This is a genomic window from Rhizobacter terrae (genome assembly GCF_003852895.1).
Lineage (GTDB): Bacteria > Pseudomonadota > Gammaproteobacteria > Burkholderiales > Burkholderiaceae_C > Albitalea > Albitalea terrae.
The window spans coordinates 581,518-595,991 of the sequence record NZ_QUSW01000003.1; the positions used below are offsets into that span (position 1 = coordinate 581,518).

At 68.0% G+C, this 14,474-nt stretch carries 16 protein-coding genes; 14 read left to right on the plus strand and 2 right to left on the minus strand.

The window, feature by feature from the left end:
• Window positions 1-252: 252 nt before the first annotated feature.
• A complete protein-coding gene (locus DZC73_RS14275; RefSeq protein WP_124540977.1) occupies window positions 253-1,539 on the plus strand; it encodes a solute carrier family 23 protein in 1,287 nt (428 codons plus the stop codon).
• Window positions 1,540-1,615: 76 nt separating this feature from the next.
• Here DZC73_RS14275 and DZC73_RS14280 read toward each other — a convergent pair whose 3' ends face one another.
• The gene (locus tag DZC73_RS14280; RefSeq protein WP_124541152.1) at window positions 1,616-2,101 is read right to left on the minus strand and encodes a MaoC family dehydratase; all 486 of its coding nucleotides are present in this window, start codon (window positions 2,099-2,101) and stop codon (window positions 1,616-1,618) included.
• Between the two features lie 50 nt (window positions 2,102-2,151).
• Here DZC73_RS14280 and DZC73_RS14285 point away from each other — a divergent pair, with 50 nt between their 5' ends.
• Together DZC73_RS14285 and DZC73_RS14290 are read left to right on the plus strand one after the other, a co-directional pair.
• Window positions 2,152-4,218, plus strand: coding sequence for a diguanylate cyclase domain-containing protein (locus DZC73_RS14285; RefSeq protein WP_124540978.1), 2,067 nt, complete (start codon window positions 2,152-2,154; stop codon window positions 4,216-4,218).
• Window positions 4,218-6,308 (plus strand): sensor domain-containing diguanylate cyclase, encoded by a 2,091-nt coding sequence (locus DZC73_RS14290; RefSeq protein WP_124540979.1) that lies wholly within the window; start codon window positions 4,218-4,220, stop codon window positions 6,306-6,308. Before DZC73_RS14285 ends, DZC73_RS14290 begins: the two co-directional genes overlap by 1 nt.
• Here DZC73_RS14290 and DZC73_RS14295 read toward each other — a convergent pair.
• Window positions 6,305-8,446, minus strand: coding sequence for a hybrid sensor histidine kinase/response regulator (locus DZC73_RS14295; RefSeq protein WP_124540980.1), 2,142 nt, complete (start codon window positions 8,444-8,446; stop codon window positions 6,305-6,307). The two genes, DZC73_RS14290 and DZC73_RS14295, sit on opposite strands and share 4 nt — an antisense overlap.
• Window positions 8,447-8,667: 221 nt before the next feature.
• Here DZC73_RS14295 and DZC73_RS14300 point away from each other — a divergent pair, with 221 nt between their 5' ends.
• The 11 genes from DZC73_RS14300 to DZC73_RS14350 all read left to right on the plus strand — a co-directional run bounded on the left by DZC73_RS14300 (window position 8,668) and on the right by DZC73_RS14350 (window position 14,463).
• Window positions 8,668-9,666, plus strand: a complete 999-nt coding sequence (locus DZC73_RS14300) for a Bug family tripartite tricarboxylate transporter substrate binding protein (protein WP_124540981.1) — start codon at window positions 8,668-8,670, stop codon at window positions 9,664-9,666.
• A 51-nt stretch (window positions 9,667-9,717) separates the two neighbouring features.
• Window positions 9,718-10,236, plus strand: coding sequence for a GNAT family N-acetyltransferase (locus tag DZC73_RS14305; RefSeq protein WP_161974590.1), 519 nt, complete (start codon window positions 9,718-9,720; stop codon window positions 10,234-10,236).
• Window positions 10,229-10,684, plus strand: a complete 456-nt coding sequence (locus DZC73_RS14310; protein WP_124540983.1) for a GFA family protein — start codon at window positions 10,229-10,231, stop codon at window positions 10,682-10,684. Before DZC73_RS14305 ends, DZC73_RS14310 begins: the two co-directional genes overlap by 8 nt.
• Window positions 10,685-10,718: 34 nt before the next feature.
• Window positions 10,719-11,072: a hypothetical protein gene (locus DZC73_RS14315; protein WP_124540984.1), complete on the plus strand. Its 354-nt coding sequence runs from the start codon at window positions 10,719-10,721 to the stop codon at window positions 11,070-11,072.
• A gap of 122 nt (window positions 11,073-11,194) precedes the next feature.
• On the plus strand, window positions 11,195-11,410 hold the full coding sequence (locus DZC73_RS14320) for a hypothetical protein (protein ID WP_124540985.1): 216 nt from the start codon (window positions 11,195-11,197) through the stop codon (window positions 11,408-11,410).
• Window positions 11,411-11,427: 17 nt separating this feature from the next.
• Window positions 11,428-11,811, plus strand: coding sequence for a hypothetical protein (locus DZC73_RS14325; protein WP_124540986.1), 384 nt, complete (start codon window positions 11,428-11,430; stop codon window positions 11,809-11,811).
• Window positions 11,808-12,326 (plus strand): DUF4304 domain-containing protein, encoded by a 519-nt coding sequence (locus tag DZC73_RS14330; protein ID WP_161974591.1) that lies wholly within the window; start codon window positions 11,808-11,810, stop codon window positions 12,324-12,326. Before DZC73_RS14325 ends, DZC73_RS14330 begins: the two co-directional genes overlap by 4 nt.
• A 73-nt stretch (window positions 12,327-12,399) precedes the next feature.
• The gene (locus DZC73_RS14335) at window positions 12,400-12,837 is read left to right on the plus strand and encodes a hypothetical protein (protein ID WP_124541153.1); all 438 of its coding nucleotides are present in this window, start codon (window positions 12,400-12,402) and stop codon (window positions 12,835-12,837) included.
• 13 nt (window positions 12,838-12,850) lie between these two features.
• Window positions 12,851-13,408, plus strand: a complete 558-nt coding sequence (locus DZC73_RS14340; protein ID WP_124540988.1) for an NADPH-dependent FMN reductase — start codon at window positions 12,851-12,853, stop codon at window positions 13,406-13,408.
• Between the two features lie 19 nt (window positions 13,409-13,427).
• Window positions 13,428-13,979: a metal-dependent hydrolase gene (locus DZC73_RS14345; protein ID WP_124540989.1), complete on the plus strand. Its 552-nt coding sequence runs from the start codon at window positions 13,428-13,430 to the stop codon at window positions 13,977-13,979.
• Between the two features lie 10 nt (window positions 13,980-13,989).
• On the plus strand, window positions 13,990-14,463 hold the full coding sequence (locus DZC73_RS14350; RefSeq protein WP_124540990.1) for a GNAT family N-acetyltransferase: 474 nt from the start codon (window positions 13,990-13,992) through the stop codon (window positions 14,461-14,463).
• Window positions 14,464-14,474: the final 11 nt, after the last annotated feature.

Consider the following 14,474-nt stretch of genomic DNA (forward strand, 5'->3'; position numbering starts at 1 on the left):
GCACTCACTGATCGATTGACGTCCAGGGGAGCGGGCACACCGGGGTAGGAGAGAGCGAGTCCCCGGCTCCCTGTCCCGCTCCCCTTCTTTTTTTCGCTCTGCCCGTCGCCCCGGCTGACGATTCCGTCATCGCCTTGACACGTGCGCAACGCGCGTGCCGTCCCTTCGCATTCCCGCCCTCGACCCCTACACTGGTTTTCGGCCGGCCAACCCGCGCCGGCACAGACCAAGAACCACGAGGAGCGAGACCCCATGAGCTTGATTCCCGCCTGGCGCGTGACCGACGCGCAACCCGGCCGTGTCGTTGCGCCCGATGAGCGCCTGCCCTGGCCGCAGACCGCGGCGCTGGGCGTGCAGCACGTGATCGCCATGTTCGGCGCGACGGTGCTGGCGCCCATCCTCATGGGCTTCGATCCGAACATGGCCATCCTCATGAGCGGAGTGGGCACGCTGATCTTCTTCCTGGTGGTCGGCGGCAAGGTGCCCAGCTACCTGGGGTCCAGTTTCGCCTTCATCGGCGTGGTGATCGCGGCGACCAAGTTCGCCGGACAGGGTCCCAACCCGAACATCGCGGTGGCGCTGGGCGGCATCATCGCTTGCGGCGTGGTGGTGGTGCTGATCGGCCTGCTGGTGCAGGTGATCGGCACGGGCTGGATCGAGTCGCTGATGCCGCCGGTGGTCACCGGCGCGGTGGTGGCAGTGATCGGCCTGAACCTGGCCGGCGTGCCGGTGAAGAACATGGCCCACAGCGGCTTCGACTCCTGGATGCAGGCGGTGACCTTCGTGTCCGTGGGCCTGGTGGCGGTGTTCACCCGCGGCATGGTGCAGCGCCTGCTCATCCTGGTGGGGCTGATCGTGGCGAGCGTCGTCTACGGCGTGCTCACCAACGGCATGGGGCTCGGAGCGCCCATCGATTTCAGCAAGGTGGCCAGCGCGGCGTGGATCGGCATGCCCCACTTCACCGGCCCGACCTTCGAGGGGCCCGCCATCCTGCTGATCGCCCCGGTGGCGGTCATCCTCATTGCCGAGAACCTCGGCCACATCAAGGCCGTGAGCGCCATGACCGGCGCCAAGCTGGACGCCTACATGGGCCGCGCCTTCATCGGCGATGGCCTGTCCACCATCGTCAGCGGCGCGGCCGGCGGTACGGGCGTGACCACCTATGCCGAGAACATCGGCGTCATGGCGGCGACCAAGATCTACTCCACCGCCATGTTCGTGGTGGCCGCGCTCATCGCCATCGTGCTGGGCTTCAGCCCGAAATTCGGCGCGCTCATCGGCACCATCCCGCTGCCGGTGATGGGCGGCGTGAGCATCGTCGTGTTCGGCCTGATCGCCGTGGCCGGCGCCAAGATCTGGGTGGAGAACAAGGTCGACTTCGGCAACAACACCAACCTGATCGTCGCCGCCGTCACGCTCATCCTGGGCACCGGCGACTTCACATTGAAGTTTGGTGACAGCTTCACGCTGGGCGGCATCGGCACCGCGACGTTCGGAGCTATCCTGCTGCATGCTCTCCTGCGCCAACAGCGAGCGTAGCGAAGCGCCCATCAAGCAACGCCCGCGGATCCGGCTCTGCCGGTCCGCAGGGTGGCGCCCCTCGGGGGCAGGAGCGTCAGCGACTGGGGGGCGGTCGTTTTCCGAACATGCCGTACCCTTCCATTCGCATCACGACTTCGCCGTGCTGGTTCAGCACTTCATGTCTGCTCTTCACCAGACCCACCTTCGGCTTGGACTGCATCGGCCGCGATTCCAGCACCGTGAGCCGAATGCTCAGCGTGTCGCCGGGGCGCACCGGCAGCAGCCATTTCATGCCCTCGATGCCGGGCGAGCCGAGGCTGGCCGATCGCAGCAGGTATTCGTCGCACATCATGCGCATGGCCATCGCCGCGGTGTGCCAACCGCTGGCGATCAGCCCACCGAACATGGTCTTGGCCGCGGCGGCTTCGTCGACGTGAAACGGTTGCGGATCGAATTCCGAGGCAAACCGCACGATGTCTTCACGGCTGACGGTCTTCGCGCCGAATTCACGGACCTCGCCTTCGCGAAAATCCTCCCAGTACCAGGTGATGCTGTTCTCACCGGAAGTTCGGGAATCCATGCGTGTGTCTCCAGGGAGTCGCGGGTCAGCCATCGTAGCGATGGCGGCCGATGTCCGCAGGCTGCAAGGCCTCGCCGGTTGAGATGAGCGTGCCTGCACTGTGCCGCGGCCTGGTCCGCATCGTCGCTTGCTGCGTGCTGCCAATGGCGGCCGTGGCGACGGCTGCCGATGCACCGCCGCCGCTGCAGCAGCAGATCGTCGCGCTGGAACACCAGGGCGACGGCCAGCCGCGCGAGGCGGCGCAGGCACTGGACCGCCTGCTCAACTCGACCGCACCCTTCAGCCCCGAGCGGCTGGAACTGCTCACGGTGCGCGGCATCCTGCTCAACATGGCCTCCGAGCCCGAGGCGGCCGACCAGGTGGCGCAGCTGCTGGAAGACTGGTCGCGCACCCCGGCGGGCAACGCCGCGGCCTCGGCCGCCATGCTGGTGCGCGCGCGCGGCCTCGCGCTGCGCGGCAACCTGAAGAAGGCCGACACCCTCATCAACGAAGCCCTGCTCAAGCTGCCGGCCGGTCCGTCGCCGCGCATGCGGCTGCGCTACGTGCTGACGCAGGCCCGCATCAAGGACGATTCCGGCAAGCTCGAAGACGCGGTGCGCATCTACCACGAGGCACTGACCCTGGCCGACCAGGTCGGCGAGCCCTGGCAGCGTGCGGAAGTGCGCAGCTCGCTGGCCTACGTGTACATGGAGGCCAAGCAGCCCGACCGCGCGAGGCGGCTGAACGCCGAGGCGCTGGAGATCGCCATGCAGGCGCAGGACTTCACCGCACTGGGCCGGGTGCACAACACCCAGGGCATCTTGCTGGACGACGCGGGCGACCGCGAAGGCGAGCGCCGCGAGATGCAGATGGCCGTGGATGCGGCGCGCAAGGCCGGCGCGCGCAACGACGAGACCCTGTACCTCGCGAACCTGGGTGACTTCTATCTCAAGAGCGGCCAGTTCAAGACCGCGCTCACGCTGTCGGAAGAAGCGCTGCCTCTTGCCCGCGAACTCAAGGACGTGGGCATCGAGACGGTGGCGCTGGCCAACATCGGCTTCGCGCACATCTCGATGAAGAACTTCGAGCTGGGCAAGAAGTACGTCGAGGACGCCATCGCCATCGATGAGCGGCGCGGCTCCATCCCCGGCGTCTCGCAGACGCTGTCCGAGCTGGGCACCTACCTGGAGCGCGCGGGCGACCTGCCCGGCGCGGTCAAGGCCTACCACCGGCACCGCCAGCTCAGCGACGAGATCCTGCAGCGCGGGCAGCAAAAGGCCATCGTGGAGATGCAGGAGCGCTTCGATGCCGAGCGCCGCACGCGCGACCTGGAGCTGCTCAACCGCGAGAACACGCTGAAGACCGAGCAGCTGCGCCAGCGCGACCTGCAGCAACGCCTGTGGTGGCTGCTGGCCGCCACCTTCGTGCTCAGCTTCGTGGTGCTGCTCGTGCTGTACCGCCGCGTGCGCCAGAGCAACCAGGCGCTGGAGTCGAGCAACTACCAGCTGCTGGTGCAAAGCGAGCGCGACCCGCTCACGGGCCTGGCCAACCGCCGCCATTTCCAGGCGGCGATGAAGCAGCTCGCGGCCGACGGCAAGCTCGCCGGCACGGTGTTCCTCATCGACATCGACCACTTCAAGCGCATCAACGACAGGCACGGCCACAACGCGGGCGACACCGTCCTGGTGGAGATGGCCCGGCGGCTGCGTGACACGCTGCGCGAGCACGACCTCATCGTGCGCTGGGGCGGCGAGGAATTCCTCGTCATCGTGCGGGCGCTGGGTTCCGACCAGGTGGAGGCCCTGGCCCGCCGCATGCTCGGCGCCATGGCCGGCTCGCCGGTGCGGCACGAGGACAGCGACATCGCCGTCACCGGTTCCATCGGTTTTGCCACTTTCCCGATCGAGCCCACACTGCTGCCCGTGTCGTGGGAGCGCGCGATCAACCTCGTGGACACCGCGATGTACCTGGCCAAGGCACACGGCCGCAACCGAGCCTACGGCGTGCGGCTGCTGCATGCGCGCGACGAGTCCAAGCTCGACGACATCACGCGCTCGCTCGAGGCGGCCTGGCGTGAAGGCCAGGTGGCGCTGACGCTGCTGCAAGGCCCGTCGCCCACCAGCGAGGCGGTGGCGTGATGCGTGCATGGCCGGCTTTCGCACTGATCCTCGCACTGGGCGCGACCAGCCTTGCCGCGCAGGCCGTCCCTGGTGGCTACGCAGCGGGCACGCTGGACGACCGCATCGACCTGCTGGTGCGGCAGGGCTACGACCATCCGGCCGAAGCGCTGGCATCGCTCAAGCAGCTGCGCGAAGCGTCGGGCGAGTCGATGGTGCCTGCCGTCGCCCGCAACTTCGTGCTGGCCGAAGGCATCGTGCAGGCGCAGGCCGGCCGCGCCAACGAAGCCGGCACGCTGGCCGAACAACTGCTCGTGCTCTCGCGCGAGCAGCAGGACCCGCTCGCGGCGGCCGGCTCCAACCTCGTGCGCGCCATCGTGGCCGAGACCGCGGGCCAGCTCGACGTGGCGGCTGCGCTGGCGCAATCGGCCGCGACGGCCTACCAGCCGGGCTGCCCGCCGCATGGTCCGGCCGCACCTGCGGCCAGCGATGCCATGCAGGCCGCATCGCAGCAGCCCTGCGACTACCGCTCGCTGTGGCGCGCCCTGCAGGTGCTGGAGCGGCGCGCCATGAGCGTGGGCCAGACGAGCGCCGCGCGCGAGCATGCGCAAGCGGCCTTCGACCTGGCCGACTGGGCCGGCGACGCCTTCCGCAAGGTCTACAGCCTGAGCTCGCTGGCTGTGGCCACCGCGCGCGCCGGGCAGTCCGACGTGGCAGCGCGCTCCATCGCACAAGCCCGCCGCATGGCCGCGGGCCTGGCCGACCCGATGGCCATGGTGCGCGTCAAGCTCAACGAGGCGCGCGTCGCCGACCTGCGCTCCGACCCCGAGGCCACCCTGCGCGCCACCGAGGAAGCGCATGCCATCGCGCAGCGCGCCGATGCACGCCGCATGGCCGCCCTGCTGATGTCCAACCTGTCGGACATCTATGCCAAGCGCGGCCGGCCGGCCGATGCACTGCGCGCCGCCGATGCCGCCCTGCCGGTGGTGCAGGAGTTCAACGACCAGCGCATGGAGCGCGCGCTCATCAACAACGCGGGGCTCGCGAAGATCGGGCTGCACCGCATCGCCGAAGGCAAGCAGGACCTGGTGCGTGTGCTGCACCTGTGGCAGCAAAGCGGCCAGGTCGCCGACGAGGCGCAGACCCTGCGCGAATTCGGCGATGCGCTGGCCGAGGCCGGCGACACGCGCGGTGCGCTGGAGCTGTACCACCGCGAACGCACGCTCAGCGCCGAGGTGATGCAACGCAGCCAGAACCTCGTGCTCAAGGAGATGCAGACCCGCTACGACGCCGAGGCCAAGCAGCGCAGCATCGACCTGGTGCGGCGCGACAACGAGGTCAAGACGGCGTCGCTGGCCAACCGCGATCTGATGCAGCGCATCTGGGTGCTGCTGGCGACCATCATGGCCTTGTCGGTGGCGCTGGCCGTGCTGCTGGTGCGCCGCGTGCGCCGCACCAACCGCCAGCTCGAAGCCAGCCATGCCAGGCTGCGCGTGGCCAGCGAACGCGATCCACTCACCGACCTGGCGAACCGCCGGTACTTCCATTCCGTGATGGCGGCGGAGCCGAAGGCGGTGGGGGAGGGCTTCTCGGGCGCGCTGCTGCTGGTGGACATCGACCACTTCAAGCACATCAACGACGGCCATGGCCACGCCAGCGGCGACGTGGTGCTGGTGGAGATCGCCAGGCGCCTGAATTCCGCCGTGCGCGGCAACGACCTGGTCGTGCGCTGGGGCGGCGAGGAATTCCTCATCCTCGCCTCCAAGCTCACCACCGAGCAGACCGACCAGCTCGCCGCGCGGGTGCTGGCCAGCGTGGGCAGCGCGCCGATCATGGCCAACAACGAGGCCCTGTGGGTCACGGCCTCGGTGGGCTATGCCTGCTTCCCGCTGCCGCCCTATGCGGTGCCGGTGACGTGGGAACAGGCGGTGAACCTGGCCGACATGGCGCTGTACACCGCGAAGAACCAGGGGCGCAACCGGGCGATCGGGCTGGTGTCGGCGTCTGCGTCGGATGCGCAATCACTGCGGGCCATCGAGAGCGATTTCGATCGGGCCTGGCACGAAGGCCGCGTCACGCTGCGCAACACGCCGGGGCCGGGCGCGAGCTAGTCTTTCTCCGCCAGCAACCGGTCGATGCACGTCAGGAACTCACCGATGTTCAAGGGCTTGGTGAGGTAGGCCTTGAAGCCTGCCTCGTTCGCAGCCGCGATCGGCGCGGGCATGGCATCGGCCGACAGGCCGACGATGGGAATCTGCCGCAGCATCCCGTCGCGGCCCAGTCGCTGCGCGACATCCAGGCCGGTCATGTCGCCCAGGTGCATGTCCAGCAGCAGCAGGTCGGGGTGCTCGCTTTGCGCCATGGTGATGGCCTCGCGGCCGCTGCGGGCCACCAGCAGCACGCAGTCCTCGCGCATGCGCAGCACCTCGCGCACCAGCTCCACGTTCATCGGGTTGTCCTCTGCGTAGAGGATGGTGCGGCGGCGTGATCCGCTGCTGGCGGCTGGCGGCGCCCACGGCGAGCCCTCATCCGGCACGCTGGCCTGCACGCCGCTGCCCGGCGCGGCCGGCAGGCTCACGCTGAAGCAGCTGCCCAGCCCGGGCTGGCTCGTGACTTCGATGCTGCCGCCCATGAGCTGTACCAGCCGCTGCGTGACCACGAGGCCGATGCCCGTGCCCTCGATGCTGCTGCGCTCCGCGCCCAGGCGGTTGAAGGGCTCGAACAGGTGCGCGCGCTGTTCCGCGCTGAGGCCCTGGCCGGTGTCGACGACCTGCAGCAGCACATGCTCGCCATCGGGCGCGGCCTGCCAGCGCACCGTCACGCAGCCGTCGCGGTGGTTGTACTTGATCGCGTTGCTCAGCAGGTTCACCAGCACCTGCCGCAGCCGCAGGTGGTCGGCCTGCACGTGGCTGCCCGCTTTTTCGTGCGCGCTGGGCGGCTCCAGCCGGATGCGCACCTGAGCGTCGCGTGCGGCCGTTGCCACCAGCGCCACCGCTTCCGACACGGCGGCCTCCAGCGGCACCGTCTCGGCGGTGAGCGGCATGCCGCCGCTTTCGATGCGCGACAGGTCCAGCACGTCGTTGATCATCGCAAGCAGGTGTGCGCCGGCGCTCTCGATGTGTGCGAGCTTTTCCTGCTGGTCGCGGCTGAGCGCATGGCCCGCGTCCATTTGCAGCAACTGCGCGAAGCCCAGCACCGCGTTCAGCGGCGTGCGCAGCTCGTGGCTCATGCGCGAGAGGAATTCGGTCTTGGCCGCATTGGCCCGTTCGGCGGCCTGCGCGGCCAGCAGGGCGGCCTGGGTCTGCTTGCGTGCGGTGATGTCCTCGATCACCGAGATGAAGTAGGCCGGCTTGTCGTCGCGGTCGCGCACCATGGCGACGGTGAGCGACACCCACACCACGCCACCATTGGCATGGCGGTAGCGTTTTTCCAGCACATAGCTCTTGGCCTCGCCGGCCAGCAGGCGCCTGACCTGGTGCAGGTCGATGTCGAGGTCTTCGGGCAGGGTCACGTCCTGGAAGCGCATGCGCAGCAGTTCCTCGCGCTCGCGGCCGAGGATCTCGCACAGCCGGTGGTTCACCCGCAGGAAGCCGCCGTCGGGCGACACGTGCGCGATGCCCACCGCGGCCATCTCGAAGGTGTTGCGCAGCCGCTCCTCGCTCTCGCGCAGGGCCTGCTCGGCGGCTCGCCGCGCGGCGTCCATGCGCACCGCGCCGATGATGGCAGCCACGCTGGCGAACAGCGGCTGCAGGAACTCCGCCAGGCGCTCGTCGTAGCCTCCGGCGCGGTTGGCCAGGCCTACCATGCCCACCATCTCGCCGCCGTGGAACATGGGCACGCCCAGGAAACAGTTGAGGTCGGGGTGGCCGCCGGGCAGCGTGCCTCGGCGCGGGTCGCGCGGCGGGTCGTTGGCGATGACCGTCTGCCCGCTGGTGATGGCCGCACCGAACAGCGTGGACAGGTTGTGGAACTCGATGGGCTGGCCTTGCCGATGCCGCTGATACAGCGCATGCGTCTCCTCATTCCAGCTGATGTCGGTGAGCACGAACAGGCGCAGGAAACGGGTGGACTGTCCCCCTTCGATCACCTCGCCGATGAAGCCGTATTCGCTGCCCGTGAATTCCAGCAAGTCGGTGAGCAGCGGATCGAACACCTCGTTGGGCGGGGCTGCGCGGATGAACCGCGACTGCACGCGGCTGATGATGGCGCCGAGTTCCGGAAATGCATCGGAGGCAGGGTCGGACTTCAAGATCGACGGATCAGCCAGGAGGAAGTGTCAATGTGACATGGCGCCAGGGTATTGCAAGTCGCAAGACCTTGACGTGCGCTCGCGCGGGGCTCGCACATCGGCGCAGTGGGGTGATTGGGGCGCATTTGCGGCATTGCCGCATGGGGGCAAGCCCTCACTGTGCGTGCTTGCCGCTTGCCACACACTCGTCGCTCCGTGGATGGACTCATGAAGAGGCGCGCATGACCCTGGACACACGTCGCCGATGGCTCATTGCCGGCATGGCCGCATGGCCTTTGTGCCCCGCAGCGGTGTTCGCGCAGGAGCGTTGGCCGTCGCGGCCGGTGCGCATCCTCGTGCCCTTTGCGCCCGGCGGCACCACCGACATCCTTGCCCGTGCACTCGCCCCCGAGCTCAGCCGGGCCTTCGGCCAGCAATTCATCGTCGACAACAAGCCCGGCGCTGGGGGCAACGTGGGCACGGCCGAGATCGCCAAGTCCGCGCCCGATGGCTACAACCTGCTGATGGGGACGGTGGGGACGCACGGCATCAACCAGTCGCTGTATCCGAAGCTGCCCTTCGATCCCATCAAGGACTTCGCGCCCATCACGCTGGTGGCCGGCGTGCCCAACGTGCTGGTGATGAACCCCGCCAAGGCCGAGGCGATGAAGATCGCAAGCGTGCCGGACCTGATCCGCTACGCCAAGGCCAACCCCGGCAAGCTCAACATGGCCTCCAGCGGCAATGGCACGTCCATCCACCTGAGCGGCGAACTGTTCAAGACCATGACGGGCGTGTTCATGGTGCACTTCCCCTACCGCGGATCGGGGCCCGCGCTGCTGGATCTGATCGGCGGCACCATGGACCTGATGTTCGACAACCTGCCCTCGGCCTTGCCGCACATCAAGGCCGGCAAGCTGAAGGCGCTGGCGGTGACGAGCGCGCAGCGCAGTGCGGTGCTGCCCGAGCTGCCGACCATCGCCGAGGCCGGTCCGGTGCCGGGCTTCGATGCGAGTTCATGGTTCGGGTTGCTCGCGCCCGCCGGCACGGCGGCAGACATCGTGAACCGCATCCAGCAGGAGACGGCCAAGGCGCTGGCCACGCCGGCATTGAAGGACCGGCTGATGTCGCAAGGTGCCATCCCGAGCGGCATGGCACCGGCGCAGTTCGCGAGCTTCATCGCGGCGGAGACGAGGAAGTGGGAGAAGGTGGTGAAGGTGTCGGGGGCGAAGGTGGATTGACAATCGTCGTCCATGCGCCCCGCCACATCACCCGTCGTCACCAACTGCCCCTTGACGCTTCGACCGCTGGAGCTGTCGGATGTGTCCGCCTGGTTCGAGTTTGCCGCGGACCCACGGGTGCTGCTTCACACCAGTGCCCAGGTGACACAGGCGGCTGACCTGCTGCCCATCATCGAGCGCGGTCTGTCGACGGAGTCCGGCACGCCCATCCACTTCGCGGTGTGCGGCTCGCCGGACCAACGGCTCATCGGCGTTGCCGGTTTTCACTCCATCTCGGTGCTCAACAAGACCGCGGAGATCACCTACACCATCCACCCCGCCCACTGGGGCCGAGGCTTTGCGTCGGCAGTCTGCGGGGCCACCACCCGATGGGGCTTCGAGCAGCACGGCTTTGTCCGCATTCAGGCCACGGTGCTGCCACCCAACCGGGCCTCCATCCTCGTGCTCGAGCGCAACGGCTTCTTGCTCGAAGGCATCATCCGCCATTTCCGCATCGTGCGCGGCGAGCCACGCGACTACCTCATGTATTCGCGCCTGCCGGCCGACGCCGATCCACTCGACCATGACTGACAAGATGGCTGCTTCTGCCTTCACGGCCCGTTGCTACTGCGGCGCCGTCACCTTGCAATCCTCGATGCCGCCCAAGAGCGTCATCCATTGCCACTGCAACCAGTGCCGCCGGCAAAGCGGCGCGGCCTTCACGACCTGGGTGAGCCTGCGGCGTGAGGCCACGGTCATCGGTGGCGAAGATCTCCTGCTCAGCCACGACGTCAGCGCGAACGGATCGCGACACTTCTGCAAGCGCTGCGGGTCGCACCTGTTCACCATCGACCAGCGCTACCCCAAGGTGCTGGGCGTGCCGGCCGGCATGGTCGACGATCCTTCTTCACTCGTTCCATCCGGCCACTACTTCGTGAGCCACAAGGCACCCTGGCATGAGATTCCCGATGGCCTGCCTCAGCACGGCGGCGAATCGGGGTTCGAGCCCTTGTCGTCCAGGATCGATCCAGCGCGTTGATCGGCTGGGCATCACTTCCAACCGAGGGACTTCCATGAACCGCCGCCTCTTGTCTTCCGCTTTTGCAGGCATCGTCGGCCTGGCTGCCACCATGTTGGCCACGGCTCAATCGAACAACAACGCGCCGGTTCCGGCTGCTCAGCAGTCCGCCAGTGGTGCGAAGGCGGGTGCGGTGCGCAAGGCGCAGCAGTCGAAGGCGGCGCAACAGCCGCCTGCGGTCGGCATGGCCAACCGGCCCACGCAGTCACAACAGAGCCAGTCGCCGCAAGGCCCATCCCAACAAGGCCAGCAACCGGTGTCCCGCCAGGAGAAGGCATCGCGCATCTCCAGCAAGGTGCTCAAGTCCACCCAGGATGCGGCCAGTGCGGCGGCCAGCAACGTGAAGTGACGCGGCGCACGCCGGGGCCCGTGAATCGCAAGCTGGTGGAGCTCCTGGACTGACCCTAGACTCCGGCGACACGGCCGTTCTGTCGATCGGACCGTGGCAGTCCTGCGTCCAAGGGGTCGCTCATGTCCGCTGAAGTCGCGCTCACCACCAGCCAGGTCATCGTCCGCGTGTGCCTGTTCCTCGCCGGGGGCATCGGCATCTTCGGCGCCGGCTGCGGACGGCTGTTGTCCATCAGGAAGGTGGGCCTGCCCGAGCCGCGGGCGGTGTGGCTGGGCTACCTCGTGCCGGAGCTGGTCATGCCGTGGGTGATGGCAGTGGCGCATCATGTGGGCGAGTGAATCTGCGCCCGCCCTGCATGCACCTGATCCCGTTCATCAGCGTCGATGAAGTCCCGTTCACCGTCTCACGCGAGACCATCATGTCGACACAGGGCCGGCCCTTGCAGCAAGGCCGCAACGATGTCGGCCTGAACGAGCTCGACTACGGCTCGGTGGTCTACCGCTTTCAGGACAACGGCCGGTTGGAAGAAGTGACGATGCAGGTGCCGGTGCTCCACCTGGACAAGATCAGCGTGCCTTTCGCGACGCTCGCGGCTTTCGTGGGCGCGCACGACACCGGCTCCTTCGAGCGTGCAGGCTTCATCGTCAGCCCGCGCTTCGGCCTGGCCTTCGATCCTGAATGCCCCTCGTGGGTGACGGCCCTGGCCCCGCATTGCCTGGACACCTGGAGGGCGCTGTGAGCTTCATCAGCCAGACACAGGACCTGCGGCACGCCTTCGACCTGATGCTGCGCCGCCTGGCGTCGGAAGACCTCGCGCCGCTGGGCTTTCGCTGCTCGGGCCACACGCTGTCGCGCGACCGCGGCGACCACGTGCAGCACTTCCAGTTCCAAGGCAGCCAGGGCAATCAGCCCGACGCCGCATGTGCCTGGTACCTCAACTGCGGCATCGACCTGCCGGGCATTCCGATGTCGCTGCGCCGGCGTGTTGCCGCTGCTCATCCGTCCTGGTGGGGGTGGGCGCCGCACATCCTGTGGGCCAGCCGGGCCGAAGGCCTTGTGCCGCAACTGCCGGACCGGTGGGTGATCGACCACGCCACGGACCTGGACGCGATGCGCAGTCGCTTGGCCGAGGTGCTTCCTGCCGCGAGCCATGCACTGGATCAGCGTTCGCGGCAGCTTCGTCGCGAGCTGTGGCTGTTCAGGCTGATGGCACCCCTGGGCCGCATGCTCGGACCAGCGCGGGACCGCACCTGATGGCGCTGACATCGAGCGGTGTATTCTCTTCCGGCACATGACAACGACAACCAGGGAGTGAGTCTTGCCTGCCGTGCCTGACGCCCATCCATACAACCTTGCGCTGATTCTCGCCGCGGTGCTCAGCGCCATCGGCGCGCTGCTGCACGTGGCGTGCATCGTCGGAGGTCCTGCCTGGTACCGCTTCTTCGGCGCCGGGGAACGCCTCGCGAAGGCGGCTGAACGCGGCGAATGGTGGCCGGCGATCGCCACGATGGGCATCACGCTGGTCCTGCTGGCCTGGTCGGCCTATGGCCTGTCCGCCGCTGGCGTGCTGCCGGCCTTGCCGCTGCTCAGGGCGGGCATCGTGGCCATCACGGCGGTCTACCTGCTGCGCGGCCTGATCCTGTTTCCGGTGATGGTGCTCAAGCCGTCCGCGCTCACGCCCTTCGTCGTGTGGAGCTCGCTCATCTGCCTGGGCTACGGCCTGGTTCACCTGTGGGGCGTGGTGCAGGTGTGGGACAGGCTGTGAGCGCATCGGCGGCGTGAAGGTCCTCGCACTGTCCGGCAGCCTCAGGGTTGCGTCGATCAACACCATGCTGCTGCGCGCGGCCGTTCGCCTGGCGCCGACGGGCATCGCAGTGGACCTGTTCGACCGGCTGGGCGGGTTGCCGCTGTTCAATCCGGACATCGAGGCCGATCCGCCACCTTCCGTGATGGACCTGCGCAGGCGGGTCAGCGAAGCGGATGCCTTGGTCATCGCCAGTCCCGAATACGCCCACGGCATCACCGGCCCGATGAAGAATGCACTGGACTGGCTGGTCGGCCACGGCCCCTTTGCCGGCAAGCCGGTCGCCGTGCTCAATGCCTCGCCGCGCGCCCACCATGCGGACGATGCCTTGCGCGAGGTGCTGCGGACCATGGCCGCGGTGATCGTGGAGCCCGCGTCGATCACCATCCCCTTGCTGGCTGCCAAGCTCGATGAAGACGGCATGGTCAACACGCCCTGGTCTGCCGCGGCGATCCGCGAATCGCTGGAGGCGCTGCGGGCAGCCTCGACGCCGGATGGACTGCCGTCCGGTCCTGCGTTTCCGATGCGATGACTGCGCTGCCGCCACGCCGATGCCGACCATCCTGACCCACGCCGTCGTCCCGCTGGCCATCGGGCTGGGCCTGGGCTCGCGCGCCGTGCCACCGCACTTGTTGATGGCGGGCATCGTCGCTTCCATCGCACCGGACTTCGACGTGCTTGCCTTCCGCCTGCACGTCGCCTACGCCGACACCTTCGGCCACCGCGGCGCCACGCATTCGGTGGGGTTCGCGTTCCTGCTGGCCACCACCGCCGCACTGCTGGCCGGCCGCTTGCGCACCTCGCCGTGGAAGGCCTTCGCCTTCGTCGGCCTGTGCGCCCTGTCGCATCCCCTGCTGGACATGTTCACCAACGGCACCCACGGCGTGGCCCTGTGGTGGCCGTGGTCCGACGAGCGCCTGGTGATGCCCTGGCACCGCATCGAGGCCTCGCCGATCGCCTTCGACCGCATTGCCAGCGCCCGCACCTGGGTGGTCCTGCAGTCGGAGATGATGTGGATCTGGCTGCCGGCCTTGGCTGGATTCCTTGCACTCAAACTCTGGAGCCGGGGCGTGACGCGCTCGTCCAGGCACGCCCAGACCTGAATCGACATTCATGCAGACACGCCCCCTCGTCGGAAGCGACTACGACCGAATCTCTCCCATCGTCGACCAGTGGTGGGGCGGCCGGCCGGTGGCACACCTGCTGCCGCGCCTGTTCTTCCAGCACTTCTCCAACACCAGCTTCGCCATCGACGGCGATGACGGCGTCCAGGGCTTCCTCGTCGGATTGCGCTCGCAATCCAATCCATTGCTGGCCTACATCCATTTCATCGGCATCGCGCCGCCGAGCCGTGGGCGAGGCCTGGGCCGCCTGCTGTATTCGCAGTTCTTCGATTCGGTGAAGGCCCTGGGCTGTACCGACGTTGAATGCATCACCTCGCCCGTGAACACCGGTTCCGTGCAATTCCATCGGGCGATGGGCTTCAGCCTCGTGGATAGTGGTCTGGAGCAGAATGGCTTTCCAGTCGTGGCCGACGAGGCCGGGCCGGGGCAGCATCGGGTGAAATTCCGCCGGCACCTGGCCTGAACCGCATTGTC

What these genes read in the sequence shown, in the direction of transcription:
- DZC73_RS14275 (WP_124540977.1), top strand. Translation starts at nt 253, where the DNA reads ATGAGCTTGATTCCCGCCTGGCGCGTGACCGACGCGCAACCCGGCCGT.
- DZC73_RS14280 (WP_124541152.1), bottom strand. Translation starts at nt 2,101, where the DNA reads ATGGATTCCCGAACTTCCGGTGAGAACAGCATCACCTGGTACTGGGAG.
- DZC73_RS14285 (WP_124540978.1), top strand. Translation starts at nt 2,152, where the DNA reads ATGTCCGCAGGCTGCAAGGCCTCGCCGGTTGAGATGAGCGTGCCTGCA.
- DZC73_RS14290 (WP_124540979.1), top strand. Translation starts at nt 4,218, where the DNA reads ATGCGTGCATGGCCGGCTTTCGCACTGATCCTCGCACTGGGCGCGACC.
- DZC73_RS14300 (WP_124540981.1), top strand. Translation starts at nt 8,668, where the DNA reads ATGACCCTGGACACACGTCGCCGATGGCTCATTGCCGGCATGGCCGCA.
- DZC73_RS14310 (WP_124540983.1), top strand. Translation starts at nt 10,229, where the DNA reads ATGACTGACAAGATGGCTGCTTCTGCCTTCACGGCCCGTTGCTACTGC.
- DZC73_RS14315 (WP_124540984.1), top strand. Translation starts at nt 10,719, where the DNA reads ATGAACCGCCGCCTCTTGTCTTCCGCTTTTGCAGGCATCGTCGGCCTG.
- DZC73_RS14320 (WP_124540985.1), top strand. Translation starts at nt 11,195, where the DNA reads ATGTCCGCTGAAGTCGCGCTCACCACCAGCCAGGTCATCGTCCGCGTG.
- DZC73_RS14325 (WP_124540986.1), top strand. Translation starts at nt 11,428, where the DNA reads ATGCACCTGATCCCGTTCATCAGCGTCGATGAAGTCCCGTTCACCGTC.
- DZC73_RS14345 (WP_124540989.1), top strand. Translation starts at nt 13,428, where the DNA reads ATGCCGACCATCCTGACCCACGCCGTCGTCCCGCTGGCCATCGGGCTG.
- DZC73_RS14350 (WP_124540990.1), top strand. Translation starts at nt 13,990, where the DNA reads ATGCAGACACGCCCCCTCGTCGGAAGCGACTACGACCGAATCTCTCCC.